Source organism: Variovorax guangxiensis (assembly GCF_003952165.1).
GTDB lineage: Bacteria > Pseudomonadota > Gammaproteobacteria > Burkholderiales > Burkholderiaceae_C > Variovorax > Variovorax guangxiensis.
Genome location: NZ_RXFT01000003.1, coordinates 394,889 through 415,295, shown reverse-complemented (window position 1 = coordinate 415,295; position 20,407 = coordinate 394,889). Strand labels below are relative to the sequence as shown.

16 protein-coding genes are annotated in these 20,407 nt (G+C 69.5%); 6 read left to right on the top strand and 10 right to left on the bottom strand.

Annotated features, from left to right (window positions below):
- Positions 1-21: 21 nt before the first annotated feature.
- Genes EJP67_RS10370 through EJP67_RS10360 form a run of 3 tightly spaced genes read right to left on the bottom strand, consistent with a single transcriptional unit; the run spans position 22 to position 3,814 of the window.
- Positions 22-1,209, bottom strand: coding sequence for a phospholipase A (locus EJP67_RS10370; RefSeq protein ID WP_126021613.1), 1,188 nt, complete (start codon positions 1,207-1,209; stop codon positions 22-24).
- Positions 1,206-1,691 carry a hypothetical protein gene (locus EJP67_RS10365; RefSeq protein WP_126021724.1) on the bottom strand — a complete coding sequence of 162 codons (486 nt, stop codon included), beginning with the start codon at positions 1,689-1,691 and terminating at the stop codon, positions 1,206-1,208. The genes EJP67_RS10370 and EJP67_RS10365 overlap by 4 nt, the downstream gene beginning before the upstream one ends.
- Before the next feature lie 14 nt (positions 1,692-1,705).
- The gene (locus tag EJP67_RS10360) at positions 1,706-3,814 is read right to left on the bottom strand and encodes an ATP-dependent helicase (protein WP_126021612.1); all 2,109 of its coding nucleotides are present in this window, start codon (positions 3,812-3,814) and stop codon (positions 1,706-1,708) included.
- Between the two features lie 156 nt (positions 3,815-3,970).
- Here EJP67_RS10360 and EJP67_RS10355 point away from each other — a divergent pair, with 156 nt between their 5' ends.
- On the top strand, positions 3,971-5,005 hold the full coding sequence (locus EJP67_RS10355; protein WP_126021611.1) for an AEC family transporter: 1,035 nt from the start codon (positions 3,971-3,973) through the stop codon (positions 5,003-5,005).
- Here the strand turns inward: EJP67_RS10355 and EJP67_RS10350 are convergent.
- Complete coding sequence (locus EJP67_RS10350; RefSeq protein WP_240650585.1) at positions 4,994-5,680, bottom strand: hypothetical protein; 687 nt, start codon at positions 5,678-5,680, stop codon at positions 4,994-4,996. The genes EJP67_RS10355 and EJP67_RS10350 overlap by 12 nt on opposite strands.
- Before the next feature lie 238 nt (positions 5,681-5,918).
- On the opposite strand from EJP67_RS10350, the gene EJP67_RS10345 reads away from it, so the two are divergent.
- Positions 5,919-6,128, top strand: a complete 210-nt coding sequence (locus EJP67_RS10345; protein WP_126021610.1) for a hypothetical protein — start codon at positions 5,919-5,921, stop codon at positions 6,126-6,128.
- A gap of 34 nt (positions 6,129-6,162) precedes the next feature.
- Here EJP67_RS10345 and EJP67_RS10340 read toward each other — a convergent pair whose 3' ends face one another.
- The 3 genes from EJP67_RS10340 to EJP67_RS10330 all read right to left on the bottom strand — a co-directional run bounded on the left by EJP67_RS10340 (position 6,163) and on the right by EJP67_RS10330 (position 10,794).
- Positions 6,163-8,262, bottom strand: a complete 2,100-nt coding sequence (locus EJP67_RS10340) for a primosomal protein N' (RefSeq protein ID WP_206169486.1) — start codon at positions 8,260-8,262, stop codon at positions 6,163-6,165.
- A gap of 453 nt (positions 8,263-8,715) precedes the next feature.
- Positions 8,716-9,825, bottom strand: coding sequence for a uroporphyrinogen decarboxylase (hemE, locus tag EJP67_RS10335; protein ID WP_126021608.1), 1,110 nt, complete (start codon positions 9,823-9,825; stop codon positions 8,716-8,718).
- 33 nt (positions 9,826-9,858) lie between these two features.
- Complete coding sequence (locus EJP67_RS10330) at positions 9,859-10,794, bottom strand: LysR family transcriptional regulator (protein WP_126021607.1); 936 nt, start codon at positions 10,792-10,794, stop codon at positions 9,859-9,861.
- A gap of 85 nt (positions 10,795-10,879) precedes the next feature.
- On the opposite strand from EJP67_RS10330, the gene EJP67_RS10325 reads away from it, so the two are divergent.
- From EJP67_RS10325 to EJP67_RS10310, 4 genes are all read left to right on the top strand, one after another.
- Positions 10,880-11,602, top strand: a complete 723-nt coding sequence (locus EJP67_RS10325; protein ID WP_240650583.1) for an SDR family oxidoreductase — start codon at positions 10,880-10,882, stop codon at positions 11,600-11,602.
- A gap of 188 nt (positions 11,603-11,790) precedes the next feature.
- Positions 11,791-12,807, top strand: coding sequence for an alpha/beta fold hydrolase (locus EJP67_RS10320; RefSeq protein ID WP_126021606.1), 1,017 nt, complete (start codon positions 11,791-11,793; stop codon positions 12,805-12,807).
- 28 nt (positions 12,808-12,835) lie between these two features.
- Positions 12,836-14,263, top strand: a complete 1,428-nt coding sequence (locus tag EJP67_RS10315; protein WP_126021605.1) for an aldehyde dehydrogenase family protein — start codon at positions 12,836-12,838, stop codon at positions 14,261-14,263.
- A 44-nt stretch (positions 14,264-14,307) separates the two neighbouring features.
- Entirely contained in the window at positions 14,308-15,852 is a 1,545-nt protein-coding gene (locus EJP67_RS10310; RefSeq protein WP_126021721.1) for a TPM domain-containing protein, read from the top strand.
- Between the two features lie 10 nt (positions 15,853-15,862).
- On the opposite strand, the gene tcuC is transcribed toward EJP67_RS10310, so the two are convergent.
- From tcuC to EJP67_RS10295, 3 genes are all read right to left on the bottom strand, one after another.
- Positions 15,863-17,200, bottom strand: coding sequence for an MFS transporter (tcuC, locus tag EJP67_RS10305; RefSeq protein WP_126021604.1), 1,338 nt, complete (start codon positions 17,198-17,200; stop codon positions 15,863-15,865).
- Positions 17,201-17,332: 132 nt separating this feature from the next.
- A complete protein-coding gene (locus EJP67_RS10300) occupies positions 17,333-18,025 on the bottom strand; it encodes a thioredoxin family protein (protein WP_184634398.1) in 693 nt (230 codons plus the stop codon).
- Positions 18,026-18,158: 133 nt separating this feature from the next.
- Positions 18,159-20,342, bottom strand: coding sequence for a protein-disulfide reductase DsbD family protein (locus EJP67_RS10295; protein WP_126021603.1), 2,184 nt, complete (start codon positions 20,340-20,342; stop codon positions 18,159-18,161).
- Positions 20,343-20,407: the final 65 nt, after the last annotated feature.

The window sequence follows — 20,407 nt, the reverse complement described above, 5'->3', positions numbered from 1 at the left end:
GGTTTGCTCGTGTGAAGGGGATCAGAAGTCCACAAGGCTGAGGCCGATGCTCAGCACGGTGCGCTTGCGGTTGTAGTCCACCAGCGTGTCGCCGTAGCCCGAGAACAGCTGCGTGTGGAAGCGCAGGTTGCTCTTGGTCGGATCGCCGATGGCCTTGAGCCACTCGAGGCGGATCGAGCCTCGGCCGCTGTCGCGCAGGTTGTTGCGCACGGTCACGGCGAGCTGGTTGTCGCGGTTGAGGTTCCAGCGGCCGGTGATCTCGGCGCGGCCGTAGTAGTCGGCGATGTCGGGGTTGTCGTCCTTCGCGGCGCTCTCGGAGATGCGCTTCCAGATGCGGCCGGTGATGGTGAAGCGGTCGTCCAGCTCGGCGCCGCCCATCAGGTACACGCGGTTCCAGCTGCGCGACAGCGGCAGGCTCTGGCCGTTCGACTGGTGCACGATGCCCAGCCCCGAATAGCGCCAGCGCCAGCCGCCCGGCAGCTTGAAGTCGGTCGGGTAGACGTACATCAGCTCGGGCTCGTGGTCGGTGGTGCGGAAGGGGCGCGAGATGGAGCCGTTGAAGAGTTGCCAGGTCGACTGCTGGCTGTAGGCGAACCACAGCGAGTCCTTCTTGACTGGGTCGTTCTGCGTGAGCATGCCCTGCGCGAGCTTGGTGCGCACCGACAGGCCGATGCGCATCTCGTTGGCCTGATAGGCCACCGGGTCGGCGGTGTGGCCGGCCGAAGGCGAGGTGGGCGTGTCGGGCTTCCTGGTGGCGGCCGATGCCGACACGTTGAGCGGGCGATAGCCGCGAAAGCCGAAGGTGCCGCAGTCGGTGGCGTTCTCCAGTTCCCAGAAGCGCGAGAGCGCCGAGTACTGACGGTCGCGGCAGCCCTCGGTGGTGGCCACCGAGACCACGCGCGTGGCGGGAACCGTTCCATCGACCGGCGGCTGCGTGCTCGCGAGCACCGGCGGGGCGGCCGGCACCGCCGCGGCGGGCAGCGTCTGCTGCTGCGCCCATCGGTCGAAGCAGGCCAGTCGCGCCTCGTTGTTGGCGCCCAGCGCGGCGCACTGTTGCCAGGTGAGCTGCGAATCCGCCAGCGGGCTCGCGGGCTTGTCCACCGCCTGCGCATGGGCCATGCCCGCCGCGCCGCCGAGGCATGCGGCCACGGCCGCGAGCGTGTTGAACCTGAAGCGAGATCGCGGCGAGATGGTGGTCGTCTTCGTCATTGCTTCTTTCCTTCCTGTGACGCCGGCGGCGCCGTCTTGCTGAGCACGAACGGGTGCGTGCTCTCGTCGGCCGCATTGCGCCACGTGCCCCTGAATTCGCGACCGCACGATCCGGTCTGCAGCTTGCCCGACCACACGCCGCTGATGGCGCGGCCGTCCTGCGACTCGTCGATGGAAAGCGCGCCTTCGTCGTCCACGTCGCCCGCGAGCTGCGCGACCGTGGCCTTCGCCGCGTTGGCGCCGTTGCGCGTGATGGTGCCGCGCACGCCGTCGTAGTCGGGGTGCTTGCCCAGCTGCACGACGGCCACGGCGGGCAGGTTGTCGAAGCGCGCTTCCCATTTGCCGTAGAGCGATTCCAGCGGCAGGTCGCGAGCGTCCGCGGGGCAGTCGGCGCTGCCGCCGCGCATCGAGGCGCAGCCGGCCAGCGCGATGAGCGCGCCGGCCAGCAGCGCGGCGGTTGCGGTGGTCTTCTTCGTCGTCATCGTCTTCATCGTCGTCATGACCCCGCCGCGGCGGCGGCGGCCTTGGCAGCGCTGTCCTGCGCCTTGCGCGCGAACTCGGCGCGCAGTGCCTTGAGCTTCTCGCGCGGGTCTTCCTTGGTGGTGGTCTTGTCCAGGCCCATCTCGGCAATGAAGCGGCTGGGCACGCAGGGCACCATCTCGCGGCCCTGCTTGCGCTTCTTGGTCCAGCTCACGGCCAGGCTGCGCTGCGCGCGGGTGATGCCCACGTACATCAGGCGGCGCTCTTCCTGCAGGCGCTGCAGCGTGTCTTCGCTAACCTGCTGCTGGCGGCCGTTGTCGTCGTCGAGCTTGAAGGGCAGCAGGCCCTCGCTCACGCCGATGAGCATCACGTGCGGCCATTCGAGGCCCTTGGAGGCGTGCAGCGTGGAGAGCGTGACCACGTCCTGGTCCTGCTCGCGCTCGCTGATGGTGGACAGCAGCGAGATGGTCTGCGCCACCTCGAGCAGGCTCTTGCGCTCGCTCTCGATGCCGCCGCTGTCGGCGCCCGAGGCGTCGTCGAGCGTGCCGCCGGCGCGCTGCGACATCCAGTCGACGAACTCCAGCACGTTGGTCCAGCGAGAGGCCGCGGCGGCTTCGCTGTCCTCGCCGTCGTACAGGTGCTTCTCGTAGTCGATCTCCTTGAGCCAGTCGAGCATGAAGGTGCGCGAGTCTTCCGCGCCCATGGTGCGGCGCGCGCGGTATTCGAGGTCGTTGATGTAGCGGCCGAACTCGTGGATGCCTTCCAGCGTGCGCTTGGGCATCACGCTGGGCAGCGAGGGGCTGAAGAGCGCCTCGAACAGGCTCAGCTTGTACTGGCTCGCGAAGGTGCCGAGGCTGGCGAGCGTGGTGTGGCCGATGCCGCGCTTGGGCGTGGTGATGGCGCGCAGGAACGCGGGGTCGTCGTCGTTGTTGACCCACAGGCGGAACCAGCCGCACAGGTCCTTGATCTCGGCACGGTCGAAGAAGCTCTGGCCGCCGGAGACCTTGTACGGGATCTGCGCCTTGCGCAGCGCCTGCTCGAACACGCGCGCCTGGTGATTGGCGCGGTAGAGGATGGCGAAGTCGCGGTACTCCTTGTACTGCTTGCCCTGCGTGGTGGCCTCGCCCGCGCGGATGCTCACGATGCGCGCCACCGCGCGCTCGGCCTCGTGCACCTCGCTGTCGGCGTCGACGATGCGCACCGGCTCGCCTTCGCCGAGCTCGGAGAACAGCGTCTTCGGAAAGAGCTTGGGATTGGGCCCGATCACGTTGTTCGCCGCGCGCAGGATGGCGCTGGTGGAGCGGTAGTTCTGCTCCAGCTTGATGACCTTGAGCGCCGGGTAGTCGACCGGCAGCTTGCGCAGGTTGTCCAGCGTGGCGCCGCGCCAGCCGTAGATGGACTGGTCGTCGTCGCCCACCGCGGTGAAGTGGCCGCGCTCGCCGGCCAGGGCCCTGAGCACGTCGTACTGCGTGGCGTTGGTGTCCTGGTATTCGTCGACCAGGATGTGGCCCATCATCGCCTGCCACTTGGCGCGCACTTCCGGGAATTCGTAGAGCAGCTTCAGCGGCATGCCGATGAGGTCGTCGAAGTCCACGCTCTGGTAGGCCAGCAGGCGCTCCTCGTAGCGGGCCATGATCTTCGCGGTGATGCGCTCGTTGTCGTCGGCGGCCTGCGCCTCGGCCTGCGCCGAGGTCAGGCCCATGTTCTTCCACTTGCTGATGGTCCACTGCCAGATGCGGGCGGTGGCCGCGTCGGTGGTGCCGCCGGCGTCCTTCAGGATCTTCGTCACGTCGTCGGCGTCGAGGATGCTGAACGCGTTCTTCAGGCCCAGCACGCCGCCGTCCTCGCGCATCATGCGCACGCCCAGTGCATGGAAGGTGCACACCACCACCTTGCGCGCGTCCTTGCCGATGAGGTCTTTCGCGCGCTCGCGCATTTCGGCCGCGGCCTTGTTGGTGAAGGTGATGGCCGCGATGCGCTGCGGCTCGATGCCCGACTGGATCAGCCGGCCGATCTTGTGGGTGATGACCCGCGTCTTGCCCGAGCCCGCGCCCGCGAGCACCAGGCAGGGACCGCTCATGTAGTTGACCGCTTCGAGCTGCGCGGGATTGAGTCCGTGAGACATGGGAGAAAAAGAGAACCGAGGGAACCGGGAGAGCCGAGAAAAACGCCGTGGGGAACGGCTGGCGCAAAGCGGCCAATGATACGGGGCCGGCCCCACCGGGGTTGTAGGCCGGCGGCGCCGATCCGGCCAACCGGCGGTGGGCAACGACAATGGGGCGTGCTGCCTGTATTCCTTGTTACTTTCCCTTTCTTCGCGCTGATCGCGGCCGGCTACGGCGCTGCGCGCGCACGCATCCTGCCGCTGGACGCCATTCCCGGCCTCAACACCTTCGTGCTGTATTTCGCGCTGCCGTGCATGCTGCTGCGCTTCGGCGCGGGCACGCCCATCGGGCAGCTGCTGGACGGCAGCGTCGCACTGGTTTGGGGCATCTGCGCGCTGGCGGTGGTTGCGGGCGTCGTGGCCTTCACACGCAACGCGCGCGTGGGCTGGAACGACGCCGCGTTCGGCGCGCTGGTGGCAGCGTTTCCGAACACCGGTTTCATGGGCGTGCCGCTGCTGGTGGCCATCCTCGGCGCGCAGGCGGCGGGGCCGATCATCATCACGATCGCGTTCGACCTGGTCGTCACTTCGTCGCTGTGCATCGCGCTGTCGCGGCTCGACGGGGCCGGTGGCGCCGGGCGGCACGGCGCCACGCTGGCCGCGCGCAAGGCGCTGCGCGGAATTCTCGTGAACCCGATGCCGTGGTCGATCCTGCTGGGCGTGCTCCTGTCGGCCGCGCGCTGGCCGCTGCCGGGGCCCGTCGAGCGCACCATCGCCATGCTGGCCGACGCGGCCTCGCCGGTGGCGCTCTTCACCATCGGCGCGGTGCTGGCCCGCTCGGCGCTGCTGGCGCGCGAGCACGACGCCAGCGCGGCGGTGGCCGAGGCCATGGGCGCCACCGGCCGCATGGGGGCAGCCAAGGCGCTCAAGGCCCCCTGGAGCGACGTGCTGCCGGTGGTGGCGGTGAAGCTGCTCGCGCATCCGCTGCTGGTGTGGGCCCTGGGGCTGGGCGCCATCGCGCTGGGGCTGCCGCTTTCGCAGCCGGCGCTCGTCACCATCGTGCTGGTCGCGGCGCTGCCGAGCGCGAGCAACGTGTCGATGCTGGCCGAGCGCTTCGGCGCGGACAACGGGCGTATCGCCCGCATCATCCTGTGGACGACGGTGATTGCCTTCCCGAGCTTCCCGCTCGCCGTGAGCGCGCTACGGGGTTAGCACGCCGAGCTTGAAGGGGTCGGCATCGGCGAGCCGCTCGCACTTCGAGAAATCGCGGCCCTGCGTGCCGTCGCAGTAATAGGTGTTGTAGACGCGGCCGAAGAGCGTGGGGCTCGCGGTGAAGAGCACGCCGTGGTCGGGCTGCCAGTTGTCCCTGGCCGCCGCTGGCGCCGCGCTGGTCTCCATGGCCTTGGCGGAAGCCGACGTGGGCGTGAACTCGGCCAGCGTCTTGTGGGCCTCGTCGCCGCGCCAGCGTATTGCCAGCTCGGCGGGGGTGGGGCGCTGCGCCACAGGCAGCAGGATGCCGTTGACCTGCAGGCCGTAGCCGAAGCGGTGGGTCCTGCCGGCCAGGAAGGCGTAGGCGCACGCCGCCATGCACTGGCCGCGCACCTCGGTCTGCACGCCGCTCGCGCGGATGGCGTCGGCGAATGCGCCGGCTGCTTCGGCGGTACCGCCGAAAGAGTCCTCGAAGACCACGGTATGGACTGTTCCGCTGCCGAGCTGCTCGGTGAACTCCTTGATCATGGTGCCGTCGAGCATGCCCGACACCACGAGGCGGCTGCCCTGCAGTTCCAGCTCGGCGGCCGGGGCCGATGGCACGGCGAAGGCAAGGACGAGGCCGGCGAGGCCCGATGCCAGCGAGAGGGACCAACCAGGGAGGAACGGCGGTTTCACGGTGACCTACCTTTGCAACCAGTGAGCGAGGCAGTTTGGAGTTCGCAATCCGCGGCGGGTTCGCGTCTTTACAGCTTGAGCAGCGCCGGGGTGCGTCGTCAACTCTTTTTTCACAAATTTGCGGTAGTTCCGGGCATGTCGTAAGACATAGCTATTCGCTACCACTTCAGATGAATGCTTGGGTTTGCAGGTGCGCTGCTACAGTGCTTCCAAGTCAAAGATGTGAATGGGGCGCGCGATGGCAATTCTGGTTCGCATCCTTCTGTGGCTGGCCTGGCTCTCGGCGGTCGGCTGGTTCTGGCATGCCGGCAAGTTCGGCACCGCCACGGCGATCGCGCTCGCCGCGCTGAGCCTTGTGGTGTTCGCATGGCCCGTGAGCGTCGCGCGGCGCAGGCACAACGAGCTTCGCTACGTGGACATGGGCAAGGAGCCGACCGGCTACCACTGAAACCGCGGTCTGAGGGCCGACCGCGCCCGCACGCTCAGATGCTGTGCGGATCGACGTCGATCAGCCAGCGGATCACGCCCTTGCCCTGCGGCGTTCGCCTCAGTTCGTGCAGCAGCGGCTGCCACGCCGCAAGCAGCTTCTGCAGCGCGGCGCGCGAGGGGCTTTCGATCAGCATCTGCGCGCGCTCCACGTTCGCCACGCGCTGTATCGCCAGCGGCACCGCCGGATAGCGTGTGACCACGTCCGCGCCCGGCAGCGACTCGGCCTGGTCGGCCGCCGTGTTCAGGAAACCCTGCGCCACCGACTGTTCGCGCGCGTCGGCCCGCAGCAGCGCCTGGAACGCGAAGGGCGGCATGCCGGCGGCGCGGCGCTCGTCGAGCTGCTGCGCGGCGAAGGCGGTGTAGTCGTGCCTGCGCAGCGCCATGAAGAGCGGGTGCTGCGCGTGGTGCGTCTGGATCCACATCTCGGCCGTTGCGCCCTGCGCTGCGAGGTACGCGGCGTCGCGGCCCGCGCGGCCGGCCGACTGCATCAGCAGGCTGAAGAGGCGCTCCGGCGCGCGGAAGTCGCTGGAGAACAGCGCGCCGTCGGGGTTCACCGCCGCCACCAGCGTGATGCGGCGGAAGTCGTGGCCCTTGGCGATCATCTGCGTGCCCACCAGCACGTCGACCTCGCCCGCGTGCACGGCCGCGAGCTGAGATTCGAGCGCGCCCTGCTTCTTGGTGCTGTCGGCGTCGATGCGCGCGATGCGAACCGCGCCGCCGTCGGGCCGCTTCACCGACGAGAACAGCTCTGCCAGATGCTCCTCGAGCCGCTCGGTGCCGCGGCCCACGGGCGCGATGTCGGGGTTGCCGCAGGCCGGGCAGGCGCGCGGCACGCGCTCGGTGAAGCCGCAGTGGTGGCAGCGCAGCGTGCGGTCGATCTTGTGGAACACGCGGTATGCGCTGCAGTGCGGGCATTCGCTCTTCCAGCCGCAGTCGCCGCACGCCAGCACCGGCGCATAGCCGCGCCGGTTGAGGAAGATCATGCTCTGCTCGCCGCGCGCGATGCGCTGGCCGATGGCGTCGAGCAGCGCGCCCGAGATCACCGTCTTCGGCGGCTGCAGGTTCATGTCGACCAGCCGCACGGCCGGCAGCTCGCCCGCGCCGATGCGCGAGGGCATGGCCAGCCGCACATAGCGCCCGCCGGGGTCTTCGCCCTCGGCGGGGCGGCTCTGGTGCCAGCTTTCGAGCGAGGGCGTGGCCGAGCCCAGGATCACCCGGGCCTTTTCGCGCTGGCCGCGCCACACGGCGAGGTCGCGCGCGGAATAGCGCGCGCCTTCCTGCTGCTTGTAGCTGGGGTCGTGTTCCTCGTCGACCACGATGAGCTTCAACGCCGGTATCGACGCGAACACCGCCATGCGCGTGCCCAGCACGATGCGCGCCGCGCCGCTGTGCGCCGCGAGCCAGCTCGCCAGGCGCTGCGGGTTGGTCATGCCGCTGTGCAGCGACACCACCGCCTCCTCGCCGAAGCGCGCCTTGAAGCGGGCCTCGAGCTGCGGCGTGAGGTTGATCTCGGGCACCATCACCAGCGCCTGAGCCCCGGGCTCGCGCGCGAGCAGGTCGGCCACGCAGCGCAGGTACACCTCCGTCTTGCCGCTGCCGGTGCTGCCGGCCAGCAGGAAGGTGCCTGTTCCCTCCTCGATGCGTGCCAGCACGGCGGTCTGCTCGGCGCTCAGCGCCACCGGGTTCGACGACTCGGCCGTCTGCGCGACCGGCCCGGCCGCGCTCTTGCGCTTGAGCCGGCGTGCGAGCTGCGCCGTCGACAGGTCGCGCAGCTGCGGCGGCAGGGCGGCCAGCGCGATCTCGCCGATGGAGCGCTGGTAGTAGCGCGCGGCGAAAGCCACGAGGTCGCGCCAGCCCTCTCCCAGCGGTGCGAGCGCGTCGAGCGCCGCGCCCACCGGCTTGAGTGCCATGTCGGGCTCGGCGCCCACGAGCGATACCGGCTCGTTCCAGACCACGCCCAGCACCTCCCGCTTGCCCAGCGGCACCCGCACCAGCGTGCCGGGCGGCAGGGGCTCGGCGCCGGCGTAGCTCAGCAGGTCGCCGAGCGCGGCGTGCGCGGGCGTCTGCACGGCGATGTCGAGCCGCCACGGCAGCGCCGGCGGGGCGCCGTTCGTCGGCTGGAGGGGCTCGTCGAGAGGCAGTCCGGCGGTGGAGATGGGAAGTCCTTCTTGGGGCGGTTTGTTAAAAAGTCTTCGAGCAAGGGCGCTTAAGTCGTTGATTTTTCAGCGCTTTGGGCCTCATCCAGAGTTCCTGTGGATAACTTTGTTGACAAGCGGGCTGGACTCGCTGCCAAGCCTTGAAAATCAAGGCTCCGGCTGGATTGCCCGGAAAAAAAGCAAAGTTCAAACTCTATATAAATCAACGACTTAGCTTTGCTATCTCTTTGGAAGCAAGGAAGATGGGTAACCCGGAAATCTTGCGCACTGCAACACGTGTTTTGTGCATAAGTGCGGATGCATATACCGTTTTTGCGCTTGACAAACGGCCGCGGGCCGACTTCTCAAGGCTGCTGCGCCTGCGCCGACCGGTTCAGGCCGATAACAATTTCAGCCACGCATCGCCCGCGACTTCGCGTGCACCGCGGCCACCAGCGCCGCCACGTGCTCCGGCGGCGTGAACTGGCTGATGCCGTGGCCCAGGTTGAAGATGTGCGTCGGGCCCTGGGTCGTGCGGTCGGCATGCGGCTTGCCGAAGGCTTCCAGCACCTTGGCCACTTCGGCCTCGATCTGCGCGGGCGGCGCGAACAGCACGTTCGGGTCGATGTTGCCCTGCAGCGCCTTGGCCGTGCCGTCCGTGCCCTCTGCGACCCTGCGGCGCGCGGCGCCCAGGTTGACGGTCCAGTCCACGCCCAGCACCTCGCAGTCGAGCGCGCGCATGTCGTCCAGCCACAGGCCGCCGCCCTTGGTGAAGACGATGCGCGGCACCGGCTGGCCGTCGGCGCCGGTGCGCTTGAGGCCGGCCAGTACGCGGGCGGTGTAGGCGAGGCTGAATTCCTGGAAGGCGCCGTCGGCCAGCACGCCGCCCCAGCTGTCGAACACCATCACGGCCTGCGCGCCAGCGTCGATCTGGGCGTTGAGATACGCGGCCACCGAGTCGGCGTTGACCGCGAGGATGCGGTGCATCAGGTCGGGGCGGCCGTAGAGCATGCTCTTGACCAGCCGGTAGTCGCTGGAGCCCGCGCCTTCCACCATGTAGCAGGCCAGCGTCCACGGGCTGCCCGTGAAGCCGATCAGCGGCACCCGGCCGTTCAGAGCCTTGCGGATCGAGGCCACGGCGTCGAACACATAGCGCAGCTTTTCCATGTCGGGCACCTCCAGCGCCCCCACCGCCGCCTCGTCGCGCACCGGGCGCGCGAAGCGCGGGCCCTCGCCGGCCTCGAACGACAGGCCGAGGCCCATCGCGTCGGGCACCGTCAGGATGTCGGAGAAAAGAATGGCAGCGTCCAGCGGATAGCGCTCCAGCGGCTGCAGCGTGACCTCGGTCGCGTAGCCGGTGTTGGTGGCCAGCCCCATGAAGCTGCCCGCCTTGGCGCGGGTGGCCACGTACTCCGGCAGGTAGCGGCCGGCCTGGCGCATCAGCCAGACGGGCGTGTGGTCGGTGGCCTGGCGCCAGCAGGCTCGCAGGAAAGTGTCGTTTTGCAGGGGGGCGAAGGGCATCGGGCGATTGTCGCAGGGGTGTGTCCTGGCCCCTCAGGCGTCCGATTTGCCGCCGAACACATCGGCCATGAGCCCGCCCAGCCACTGCAACCCCGGATCGCCGTCGTGCGCGGCCGCCCACAGCAGCGACACCTCGTAGGCCGGCGACTCGAAGGGCAGCGGGCTCACGGCCAGCCCGAGTTCGTCGCGCCAGGTGGAGGCGGCGAATGTGGGCACGGTGGTGATGGCGGGCATCTGCCGCACGATGAAGGGACTGGTCGCGAAGTTGCGGCTGGAGAAGACGACTTTGCGCGTGTGGCCCTGCTCGCGCAGCAGCTCGTCGACGAGGCCGCTGAGGTCGGCGCTGAACGAGGTCAGCAGATGAGGGTGGCGCAGGTACTCCTGCAGCGTGATGCGCTTGCCGCGCACCTTCACCAGCGCGGGGTTGTAGACGCAGACGAAGTGCCAGCCGAACAGCGCGCGCTGCCGGTGCCATGCGGCGCAGTCGGTGAACACGCCCACCGCCAGTTCGATCTCGGCCGCGTCGAGCATGGCCGGCGCATTGGTGCGCTCGGCTGCGCGCGCCACCAGCCGCACGCCCGGTGCTTCCTCGGCCAGCCGCTGCATCAGCCGCGGCATCAGCGCCACTTCGAGCGCGTCGCTCAGGCCGACGCGGAACACGCGCTCGGCCCTGGCCGGGTCGAACGCCGGCCGCGCATGCAGCGCCTGCTGCAGCGACAGCAGCAGCGGCTCGATGACGCGCGCGAGCTCCAGCGCGCGTGGCGTGGGCGTCATGCCGTGCGAGGTGCGAACGAAGAGCTCGTCACCCAGCGCGGCGCGCAGGCGCTTGAGCGCGCCGCTCAGTGCGGGCTGGCCGATGAACAGGCGCTGCGCCGCGCGCGTGACGCTGCGTTCGTGCAGCAGCGCGTGGAACACCAGCAGCAGGTTCAGGTCGAGCCGCCTGAAATCACTTTCGTTGATGTATTCCATGGATTCAAACGATTTGAATGATAGTGCCGCGCTCCCTAACCTGAGCTTGTCTTTCTTTCATCGGACATTCAAAAAAGGAGTCGTCATGGCTTTGGAACAGCAGCAGACAGTGGTGGTGGTCGGGGGCTCGTCGGGCGTGGGCCTCGAGACCGTGCGGCGCATGGCGGCCACCGGCGCGCGCGTGATCGCGACCGGCCGCGACAACGGCAAGCTGCAGGAGGCGATCGCCGGCATGGGCGCGAACGTGAGCGGCGCGGCCTTCGACGCCTGCGATCGCGGCGCGCTCGATGCCTTCTTCGACAACACCGGCCCCGTCGACCACCTGGTGCTGACGCTCAGCGGCGGCGAGGGCGCGGGCGAATTCGCGAAGCTCGACCTGCAATCGCTGCGCCGCGGCTTCGAGGCCAAGTTCTGGCCGCAGCTCGAAGCGGCGCAGGCCGGCGCGCGCGTGCTGCGCAAGGGCGGCAGCCTGACCTTCGTGACGGCGATCTCCGCGCGCAACTCCCTGCCCGGCACCTCGGGGCTGGCGGCTATCAACGGCGCCATCGAGGCGATGGTGGGCAGCCTGGCGCGCGAGCTGCGGCCCAGCCGCGTGAATGCGGTGTCGCCAGGCCTGGTCGACACGCCCTGGTGGAACCGCGTGCCCGCCGCGATGAAGGACGACCTGTTCCGCCAGCAGGTCGAGATGCTGCCCGTCGGCCGAGTGGGGCGGCCGCAGGACGTGGCGCATGCGATCCAGTTCCTGATCGAGAACGGCTACACCACGGGGACGGTCGTCGAGTGCGATGGGGGGCTGCGGCTGGTGTGAGTCGAAGCGCTGGCAGCACCCGAAAGTTCCTGAGCCGGGGCATTCATGGGGCGGGCATCGAAAAGTTTTGTTGAAAAAACGGGGGCGGATACAGAGCGATACGCAGGACCGGGCGAACGGCGGTTCGAGGCGCGAAAGTCGGATCCATCGACCTTCCACCACAACCTCCAGCCATCCAGGAAAGCCCCATGACTTCGTCGCTCCAACTGCCCCGCAGAACCTTCCTCGCCGCCGCCGCTCTCGGCGCCGCGGCAGCCCAACTCGCTGCGCTCACGCCGGCCTTCGCCCAGGCCGCCGGTGCGCCCCGGCGCCTCGAGCCGCTCAAGAGCATCGATGCCGGCACGCTCAGCATCGGCTACTACGAAGCGGGCCCGGCCGACGGCGCGCCGGTGATCCTGCTGCACGGCTGGCCCTACGACATCCACATGTTCGTCGACGTGGCTCCGGCGCTCGCGGCGGCGGGCTTCCGGGTCATCGTGCCGTACCTGCGCGGCTACGGCACCACGCGCTTCCTGTCGGCGGACACGCCGCGCAACGGGCAGCAGTCGGTGGTCGCGGTGGACATCATCGCGCTGATGGACGCGCTGAAGATCCAGGTCGCCACCGTCGCCGGCTGCGACTGGGGCGCGCGCACGGCCTGCATCATGGCCGCGCTGTGGCCGCAGCGCGTGAAGGCGCTGGTGTCGGTGAGCGGCTACCTCATCGGCAGCCAGGAGGCTGGCAAGGTGCCGCTGCCGCCGCAGGCCGAGCTGCAGTGGTGGTACCAGTACTACTTCGCGACCGAGCGCGGCCGCGCGGGCTACGAGAAGAACCGCCACGACTTCGCCAAGCTGATCTGGCAGACGGCGTCGCCCAAGTGGAACTTCGACACGGCCACCTTCGACCGCAGCGCCGTGGCGCTGGACAACCCCGACCACGTGGCGATCACGGTCCACAACTACCGCTGGCGACTCGGCCTCGTCGAAGGCGAGGCGAAGTACCAGGCGCTGGAGGACCGGCTCGCCAAGGCGCCGGTGATCGGCGTGCCCACCATCACGCTCGAAGGCGACGCCAACGGCGCGCCGCATCCGGAGCCCAGCGCCTATGCGAAGAAGTTCTCGGGGCGCTACGAGCATCGGCTGGTCAGCGGCGGCATCGGCCACAACCTGCCGCAGGAAGCGCCCGAGGCCTTCACGAAGGCCGTGATCGACGCCGCGCGAGGCTGATGAAGCCTGGAGCTCAGGAGCAATCGCCATGTGGAACATCCATCAGGCCTACATCGACGGCGCCTTCGTGCCCGTGCAGGGCAGCGAGCGGCTGGAGATCGTCAGCCCGGCCACCGGCCAGCCTATCGGCACCGTGACGCTGGCAAACCGCGACGACGCGAAGCGCGCGATCGAGGCCGCGAGCCGGGCGCAGCCAGTATTGGCGGCCAGTACCAAGGCGCAGCGGATCGACATGCTCAGGCGCCTCGAAGCCGCCGTGCTCGCGCGCACCGAGCAGATCTGCGAAGCCACCATCGAGGAGTACGGCGGTCCGCTGGCCCGCTCGCGATGGGTCAGCAACTACGCCTCGCAATGCTTTGCCGACACGGCGCGGATGCTGGAGGGCTACGAGTTCGAGCGCCGCATGGGCGACGCCATCGTGCGCATGGAGCCGGTCGGCGTCGCCGGCCTCATCGCGCCCTGGAACAGCACCGCCGGGAGCATCTGCAGCAAGCTGGCCTCGGCCATCGCCGCGGGCTGCGCATCGGTGATCAAGCCCAGCGAGTTCAGTCCGCTGCAGGCACAGGTCGTGACCGAGGCGCTGCACGAGGCGGGACTGCCGGCCGGTGCGGTCAACGTGCTGCTCGGGCGCGGCGGCGACGTGGGCGACGAGATCGCCACCCATCCGGCCATCGCCAAGATTTCGTTCACCGGCTCCACGGCCACCGGCAAGCTCATCGCACGCGCGGGCCTGGACACGCTCAAGCGCGTGAGCCTCGCGCTCTCGGGCAAGTCGGCCACCTTGGTGCTGGACGATGCCGACCTGCCGGCGGTGCTGCCCATGGCGCTGGGCGCGGCCTTCATGAACAACGGCCAGGCCTGCGTGGCGGGCACGCGCCTGCTGATCCCGAACACGCAGATGGCGCAGGCCATCGAGGGCCTGCGCGCGGCGGCAGCGGCCATGCGCGTGGGCGATCCGCGCGACCCCGCCACGGCGGTCGGGCCGCTGGCGAGCAAGGCGCAGTTCGAACGCGTGCAGCACTACATCCGACGCGGGCTCGAGCAGGGCGCGACGCTGGTGGCCGGCGGTGAAGGGCGCCCGGATGGCTTCGACAAGGGCTGGTTCGTGCGCCCCACCGTGTTCGCGAACGTGCGCAACGACATGGACATCGCGCGCGAGGAGATCTTCGGGCCGGTGCTCTCGGTGATCGGCTACGACGGCGAGGACGAGGCGGTGGCGATCGCGAACGACTCGCCGTACGGGCTGCAGGCGTATGTCTTCTCCTCGCAGCAGCAACGCGCGCTGGATGTGGCTTCGCGGCTGCGCGTCGGCACGGTGCTGGTCAACCGCGTCACGCCCGAACTGAGCGCGCCCTTCGGAGGCGTGAAGCAGTCGGGCATCGGCAGGGAGTTCGGGCTCTTCGGCATGGAGGCTTTCCTGGAGCCGAAGAGCGTGGCCATCGTGCAGCCAGGCTGAGATCGCGCCAGGTGGCGCGGGTGGGGCAGGCGTTATCCTGCCCCATGCTCCTGACAGATTCCGTGCCCTTTGCGTTCGCCCGATCAGTGCAGGCGAGCGCCGGCAAGAGGCGACCGAAGTCCTGGGCGTGGCTCGGCTTCGCTCTCTGCCTGTACATCGCGATCTGCGCCTGCCCGGCCTTCGCACAAACCAAGGCGAGCCTCGTGCCCGTGCCGCCGATGAAGACGCGCGTGGTCGATCTCACGAACACGCTGAGCGCGGGCGATGCCGACGCGCTGCGCAACGACATCTCGGAGCTCGAGAGCAGCACGCAGGCGCAGCTCGCGGTGCTGATCGTGCCGACGACGGGCCAGGAGGCGATCGAGCAATACGCCATGCGCGTGTTCGCGCGCTGGAAGCTGGGCCGCAAGGACGAGGACGACGGCGTGCTGGTGCTCGTCGCGCTGAAGGACCGCAGGATGCGCATCGAGGTGGGCACGGGCCTGGAGGGCGCGATCACCGACATCCAGGCCGCCGCCATCATCGACCGGGAGATGGCGCCGCGCTTTCGCAATGGCGACTACGCGGCCGGCCTGCAGGCGGCGGTGCGTGCGCTCTCGCAGTTGATCGGCGCGCCGGCGGCAGCGGCGCAGTCATGGCCCGACACGCTCGCATCGGACACCTCGTCCGCGCCGCTGCCGGTGGATGAGGAAGCCGTGCGCGAGCCGAAGGAATCCGGCGGAGGCCTCACGCCGGAGGGGAAGGCCTTCCTCGGCGTGATGCTGTGGAGCATCGGCGTGGGTGCATGGCATGGACTGGGCGCGGGGCCGCTCGTCCCCACGCGGCGACGCACCTCGCGGCCCCCTGTGCGGGGCAAGCGTTCGGGCAAGCGCGGGCGCCGCCTCCAGCGGCCCGAGCCCTGGGCCGAGGCGCTGCAGGACATCGAGCCCGAAGAGCCGCGCAAGCCGCGCGACTGGCGGCTCGTGCTCGGCCTGGTCGGCGCGGGTCCGCTGGGCGGGGCAGCCCTGCTGCTGAATCCATTGATGGCGGGCTTCCTGGCCATTCCGGCGCTCTTCCTCTACGGGCTCGGCTATCTGTGCGCGCGCGTGAAGGAGGTGGCCTATGTGCTCGGCGGCATCGCCGCGGTGATTGCCGCCTTGACCTGCATCGGCTTCATGGTCGGCGGCGAGGTGTTCTGGCCGGGCTTCCTGTGGGCGCTGGCGATCGGCGGCGCGGGCCTTCTGGTCACGGTCATCGTCTTCGGCATCCGCAATACCTGGCGCGACGGCAGCGTGCTGGGCTTCGTGGTCCGCTGGGTCGCCGTGCTGGGCGTGGCCGGCGCGGCGGTCGCGATCACCAGGCCCGGACCCTTCCCCGGCGAAATGTGGATTCCGGTGGCCATTGCGACCGTCGTCGCGCTGCTGTTCATGTTCGTCTTCCCGATCTTCGGCACGGGCTCGGGGGACGGCGACGACGACAGCTCGGACAGCGGCTGGAGCAGCGGCTCGTCGAGCAGTTCCTCGAGCAGCAGCAGTAGTTCGTCGTCGGGCAGTTCCTCGTCCGGCGGAGGCGGCTCCAGCAGCGGAGGCGGCGCCTCGGGCAGCTGGTAGTAGCCGTCGATCAGACCACCGGTACGCGCCCGGCGTCCGCCGGATTCACGTTGCGGCGGTACAGCACCAGCGTGGCGATCAGGCCGCACACTGCGGCGCCCGTCATCCACAGGCCCGGCGCACCCTTGTCGCCGGTCATCTCGATAAGCCCCGTGGCGATGGCCGGCGTGAAGCCGCCGAAGATCGCGGTGGCCAGGCTGTAGGCCAGCGAGAAGCCGGCGGTGCGCACGTTGACCGGCATCACCTCGGTGAGCGCGACCACCATCGCGCCGTTGTAGCTCGCGTACAGGAACGACAGCCACAGCTCCACTTCGAGCATGCGCGCGAAGCTCGGCGCGCCCACCAGCCACTTGAGGGCCGGGTAGGCCGTGAGGATGGTCAGCACCGTGAACACGATCAGCAGCGGCTTGCGGCCCACGCGGTCGGACAGCGCGCCCATGACCGGCAGCCAGAAGAAGTTGGAGATGGCCACGCACAGCGTGACGATCAGCGCGTCGGTAGTGCTCAGGTGCAGCACGGCCTTGCCGAAGGTGGGCGTGTAGACGGTGATCAGGTAGAACGACACGGTGGTCATCGACACCAGCATCATCCCGGCGATGACGAGGCCCCAGTTGGCGACCATCGAGCGGAAGATCTCGCGCGCGTCGGGGCGGTGCTTGCGCGCCATGAATTCCTCGGTCTCCTGCAGCGAGCGGCGGATGATGAAGAGCACCGGCACGATCAGGCAGCCCACGAAGAAGGGAATGCGCCAGTAGAAGTCGCCGATCTCCTGCGGCGTGAAGGTCACGTTGAGCCAGTAGCCCAGCGCGGCAGCCACGACGATGGCCACCTGCTGGCTGGCCGACTGCCAGCTCACGTAGAAGCCCTTGTGGCCCGGCGTCGCCATCTCCGACAGGTACACCGACACGCCGCCGAGCTCCACGCCGGCCGAGAAGCCCTGCAGCAGCCGCCCGATCAGCACCAGCACCGGGGCCGCGAGGCCGATGGTCGCGTAGGCCGGCACGCAGGCGATCAGCAGCGTGCCCAGCGCCATCAGCGCGAGCGTGACGATCAGGCCCTGGCGGCGGCCCACGCGGTCGACGTAGGCGCCCAGGAAGATCGCGCCCAGCGGCCGCATCAGGAAGCCGGCGCCGAAGGTCATGAAGGTCAGCATCAGCGAGGCGTACTCGTTGCCCGACGGGAAGAAGGCCTTCGAGATCTGCGTGGCGTAGAAGCCGAACAGGAAGAAGTCGAACATCTCCATGAAGTTGCCGCCGGTCACGCGCAGGACGGTGGCGAACTTGGAGGAGGAAGCGGTGGAGGCGCGGGCAGCGTTGCCCTTTTGCGCGGCGCTGGGCGCAGGATTCATCTTGTTGTCCCCTTGGGCAGTACTGGCGATGTGCTCGCCCAAGGGTAGTAGCGGCTCCCCGACCGCTACCTGACTGCGGCGGTCAGGTAGCTGTCACTCGCCGCGCGGCGGGTGTGGCCAATTGCCCGGCCGTCAGGTCTTGTACTTGATCGAGCAGCCGTAGGGCCGCGTGGCGGCAGCCGAGATCGGCCTGCCGCCGAAGGCCTCGCCCAGGGCCTGGTTCACGTAGTTGGTCGCGGTCTTGATGTCGTCCACCCGCGCCGAGGCGATGCTGTCGATGCCGCCCGCGTACACCAGCGTGCCCTTGGGGTCGATGATGAAGATGTGCGGCGTGGTGCGCGCGCCGTAGACCTGGCCGATGAGGCCGTCCTCGTCCATCAGCACGGCGGTGGGCGCGGCCTTCTGCGACTTCATCCAGGCGTCGAGCGCCTCGGGCTTGAGGTAGTCGGTGGCGGCGCGCTCGGTGGAATTGATGGCCAGCCACACCACGCCCTTGTCGGTGGCGGCCTTCTGCGTGGCGGGCATGTTGCCGCTGCCGTAGTGCTTGCGCACGAAGGGGCAGCCGGGGTTGGTCCATTCGAGCACCACGAACTTGCCGGCGAAGTCGGACAGCTTGTGCTTGGCGCCGGTGGTGTCGACGGCCACGAAATCGGGCGCCTGCTGGCCCACGGCGGGCGCTGCGGCGGCATTGCCGCCCATCAGGAAGGTGGCGCCCAGCGCCACGGCGGCGGCGACGACGGCACGGCGGGAGGCCCGGCTCAGGGCGGCGCGGGCGTTGCGCGCGGCGCGGAAGGAACGCGAGTCGGCGGTTGGCGAGAGAGACATGGCCAGCTTGAACTCCAAGACAAAATTCCAAACAACAACTGCAGCTTAGAACGGTTTCTTCAAGTGCTTGTGACAACCCATGTCACGCTGGTGGTCAAAGCGCGGCGTCAAAGGGCGGCGTCAAAGGGCGGCGTCAGAGGGCGGCGATAGCGGCGCGGACCTCGTCCTTGCCCAGGATCTCCGTCAGCACGACCGGCGGCTTGCCCGGCGCCTGCAGCACGTACACCGGCACGCCGCTGCGGCCCAGCGCGGTGAGCGCGGCGGTGATGGCGGGGTCGCGGCGGGTCCAGTCGGCGCGCAGCATCGCGACCTTCTTGGCGTCGAAGTCGGCCAGCACCTGCTCGTCGGACAGGGTGCTCTTCTTGTTGTACTGGCAGGTCACGCACCATGCGGCGGTGAAGTCGATGAAGACCGGCCGGCCCGCATCCGACAACTGCGCCACGCGCTCGGCGGACCAGGGCTGCCAGCGCTGACCGGCCCCGTCCTTCGTGGCGGCCGATGCCAGCTTCGCGGGCTCCACCACCTGCAGCACGTTGCGGCCGATGGCGGCGGTGAGCACGGCGGTGAAGGCGATCAGCACGCCCGCGATCACGAGCCGCGTGCGCCCGCGCAGCGTGAGCGCCCAGACGATGGCGGCCATGCACACCAGCAGCGCCAGCAGCGTGCCCGCGCCGTCGATGCCGCTTTGCTGGCCGAGCACCCACACCAGCCAGGCCACGGTGGCGAACATCGGGAAGGCCAGCAGGCGGCGCAGCGTGCCCATCCACGGGCCGGGCTTGGGCAGCAGGTAGGCAACGGCAGGCACGAAACCGGCCACCAGGTACGGCAGCGCCAGCCCGAAGCCCAGCGCCACGAACAGCAGCAGCGCCTGCGCCGCCGGCAGGCCGATGGCGAAACCGAGCGAGGCCCCCATGAACGGCGCGGAGCAGGGCGATGCGATGACCACGGCGAGCACGCCCGAAAGGAAGTCGTTGGCCAGCGGATGCCTGGCCTGCGCGCTGCACACCGAAGAGGGCGCGGCGCGGCCGAACTCGAACACGCCCGCGAGGTTCAGCCCGATCAGCGTGAAAAGTGCGGCAAGAGCAGCCACCACGCCCGGCGACTGCAGCTGGAAGCCCCAGCCCAGCCCGGCGCCGGCCGCGCGCAGCGCCAGCATGCCGCCGCCCAGCGCGAGGAATGACAGCATCACGCCGCCCGTGTAGGCCAGCCCCGCCTTGCGGTGCGCGCTGGCGTTGCCGGCCTGCCGCGCGAAGCCCAGCACCTTGATCGCGAGGATCGGGAACACGCAGGGCATCAGGTTCAGCAGCAGGCCGCCGAACAGGGCGCCCAGCAGCGCGGCCAGGAAGGTGGTGGAAGACGGGGCGGGCAGTTCGGCGACCTTTGCCGCACCGGCATTCGCGGCATTGGCCGCGAGCGCGGCCTGCAGCGCTGGTGAAACCTCGGCTGCCCGCGGCGCGGCGGCCGCAGGCCAGGCGCCCGAAACCGGCGCCTCGGCGCGCCATGCCACCGGCTGGCCGGCCTGCCGGTCGGCCTCGGGCAGCGTCACCACCACCGGCATGACGGTGGGGCTGGCACTGCGCTGATCGGCCAGCGGCATCGTGGCGGTCCAGGTGTCGCCTTGCCAGGATTGGGTCCAGTCCTTGCCGGAGACGGCCGCGGTGCGGATCACCTCGGGCGTCTCGGGAAAGAACTCCAGCGTCTTGCCCTGCGCGGCGGCGGGCAGGCCCTCAAGCCGCACCTTCAGGCTGTGGCCTTCGACCTCGATGGCGCCCGGCCTGGCCAGCGGCTGCGGGCGGGCGGCGAGGGCGGTGTCGAACTCGGCCTTGTGCAGCGCGGTCGAGCCCCGCAGCGGCAGGGACAGCGCGAAGGTGCCTTCCTCGGGAATGCATTCCTTGCGGCAGACCAGCCAGGAGGCCTTGAGCTGGATGTCCATCGCCGGCGTGCCGCCCAGCGCCACCGGCGGCTTGTAGAGCGTGGAAACCTCCAGCGGCACCGGCAGCAGCACGGTGTTCTCGTAGCCGTAGTTGGCGAGGCTGCCGACCGGGATCTTCTTCGGCGCTGGCCATGCGATCTCGCCGGTCGAGACGCCCGCCGGCAGCGTCCACGTCATCTCGGTGGGCAGGCCGGAGTCGCCCGCGTTTTTCCAGTAGGTGTGCCACTCGGGCTGGTGCGCGATCTGCAGACCGACCCAGACCGGGGCGCCGGGTGTCACGCCGTCGGGAGCATGGGCGACGAGTTCGGCGCGCACGTGGGGGGTGGTGACCACCGCGCCCGGTTTGGACGCCAGTTCGGGCGTCGACTGCGCAAGCGCCGGCATGCTGGCTGCGGCTGTTGCTATCAGAAGCGTAGCGAATTGGATGCGCGGGAAGATCATGCCGTCAG

Bases quoted from the DNA above. Each gene is read 5' to 3' on its own strand.
- EJP67_RS10315 (WP_126021605.1), top strand. From the start codon at position 12,836: ATGTGGAACATCCATCAGGCCTACATCGACGGCGCCTTCGTGCCCGTG.
- EJP67_RS10320 (WP_126021606.1), top strand. From the start codon at position 11,791: ATGACTTCGTCGCTCCAACTGCCCCGCAGAACCTTCCTCGCCGCCGCC.
- tcuC (WP_126021604.1), bottom strand. From the start codon at position 17,200: ATGAATCCTGCGCCCAGCGCCGCGCAAAAGGGCAACGCTGCCCGCGCC.
- EJP67_RS10360 (WP_126021612.1), bottom strand. From the start codon at position 3,814: ATGTCTCACGGACTCAATCCCGCGCAGCTCGAAGCGGTCAACTACATG.
- EJP67_RS10310 (WP_126021721.1), top strand. From the start codon at position 14,308: ATGCTCCTGACAGATTCCGTGCCCTTTGCGTTCGCCCGATCAGTGCAG.
- EJP67_RS10365 (WP_126021724.1), bottom strand. From the start codon at position 1,691: ATGACGACGAAGAAGACCACCGCAACCGCCGCGCTGCTGGCCGGCGCG.
- EJP67_RS10295 (WP_126021603.1), bottom strand. From the start codon at position 20,342: ATGCCGGCGCTTGCGCAGTCGACGCCCGAACTGGCGTCCAAACCGGGC.
- hemE (WP_126021608.1), bottom strand. From the start codon at position 9,825: ATGCCCTTCGCCCCCCTGCAAAACGACACTTTCCTGCGAGCCTGCTGG.
- EJP67_RS10325 (WP_240650583.1), top strand. From the start codon at position 10,880: ATGGCTTTGGAACAGCAGCAGACAGTGGTGGTGGTCGGGGGCTCGTCG.
- EJP67_RS10300 (WP_184634398.1), bottom strand. From the start codon at position 18,025: ATGTCTCTCTCGCCAACCGCCGACTCGCGTTCCTTCCGCGCCGCGCGC.
- EJP67_RS10345 (WP_126021610.1), top strand. From the start codon at position 5,919: ATGGCAATTCTGGTTCGCATCCTTCTGTGGCTGGCCTGGCTCTCGGCG.
- EJP67_RS10370 (WP_126021613.1), bottom strand. From the start codon at position 1,209: ATGACGAAGACGACCACCATCTCGCCGCGATCTCGCTTCAGGTTCAAC.
- EJP67_RS10330 (WP_126021607.1), bottom strand. From the start codon at position 10,794: ATGGAATACATCAACGAAAGTGATTTCAGGCGGCTCGACCTGAACCTG.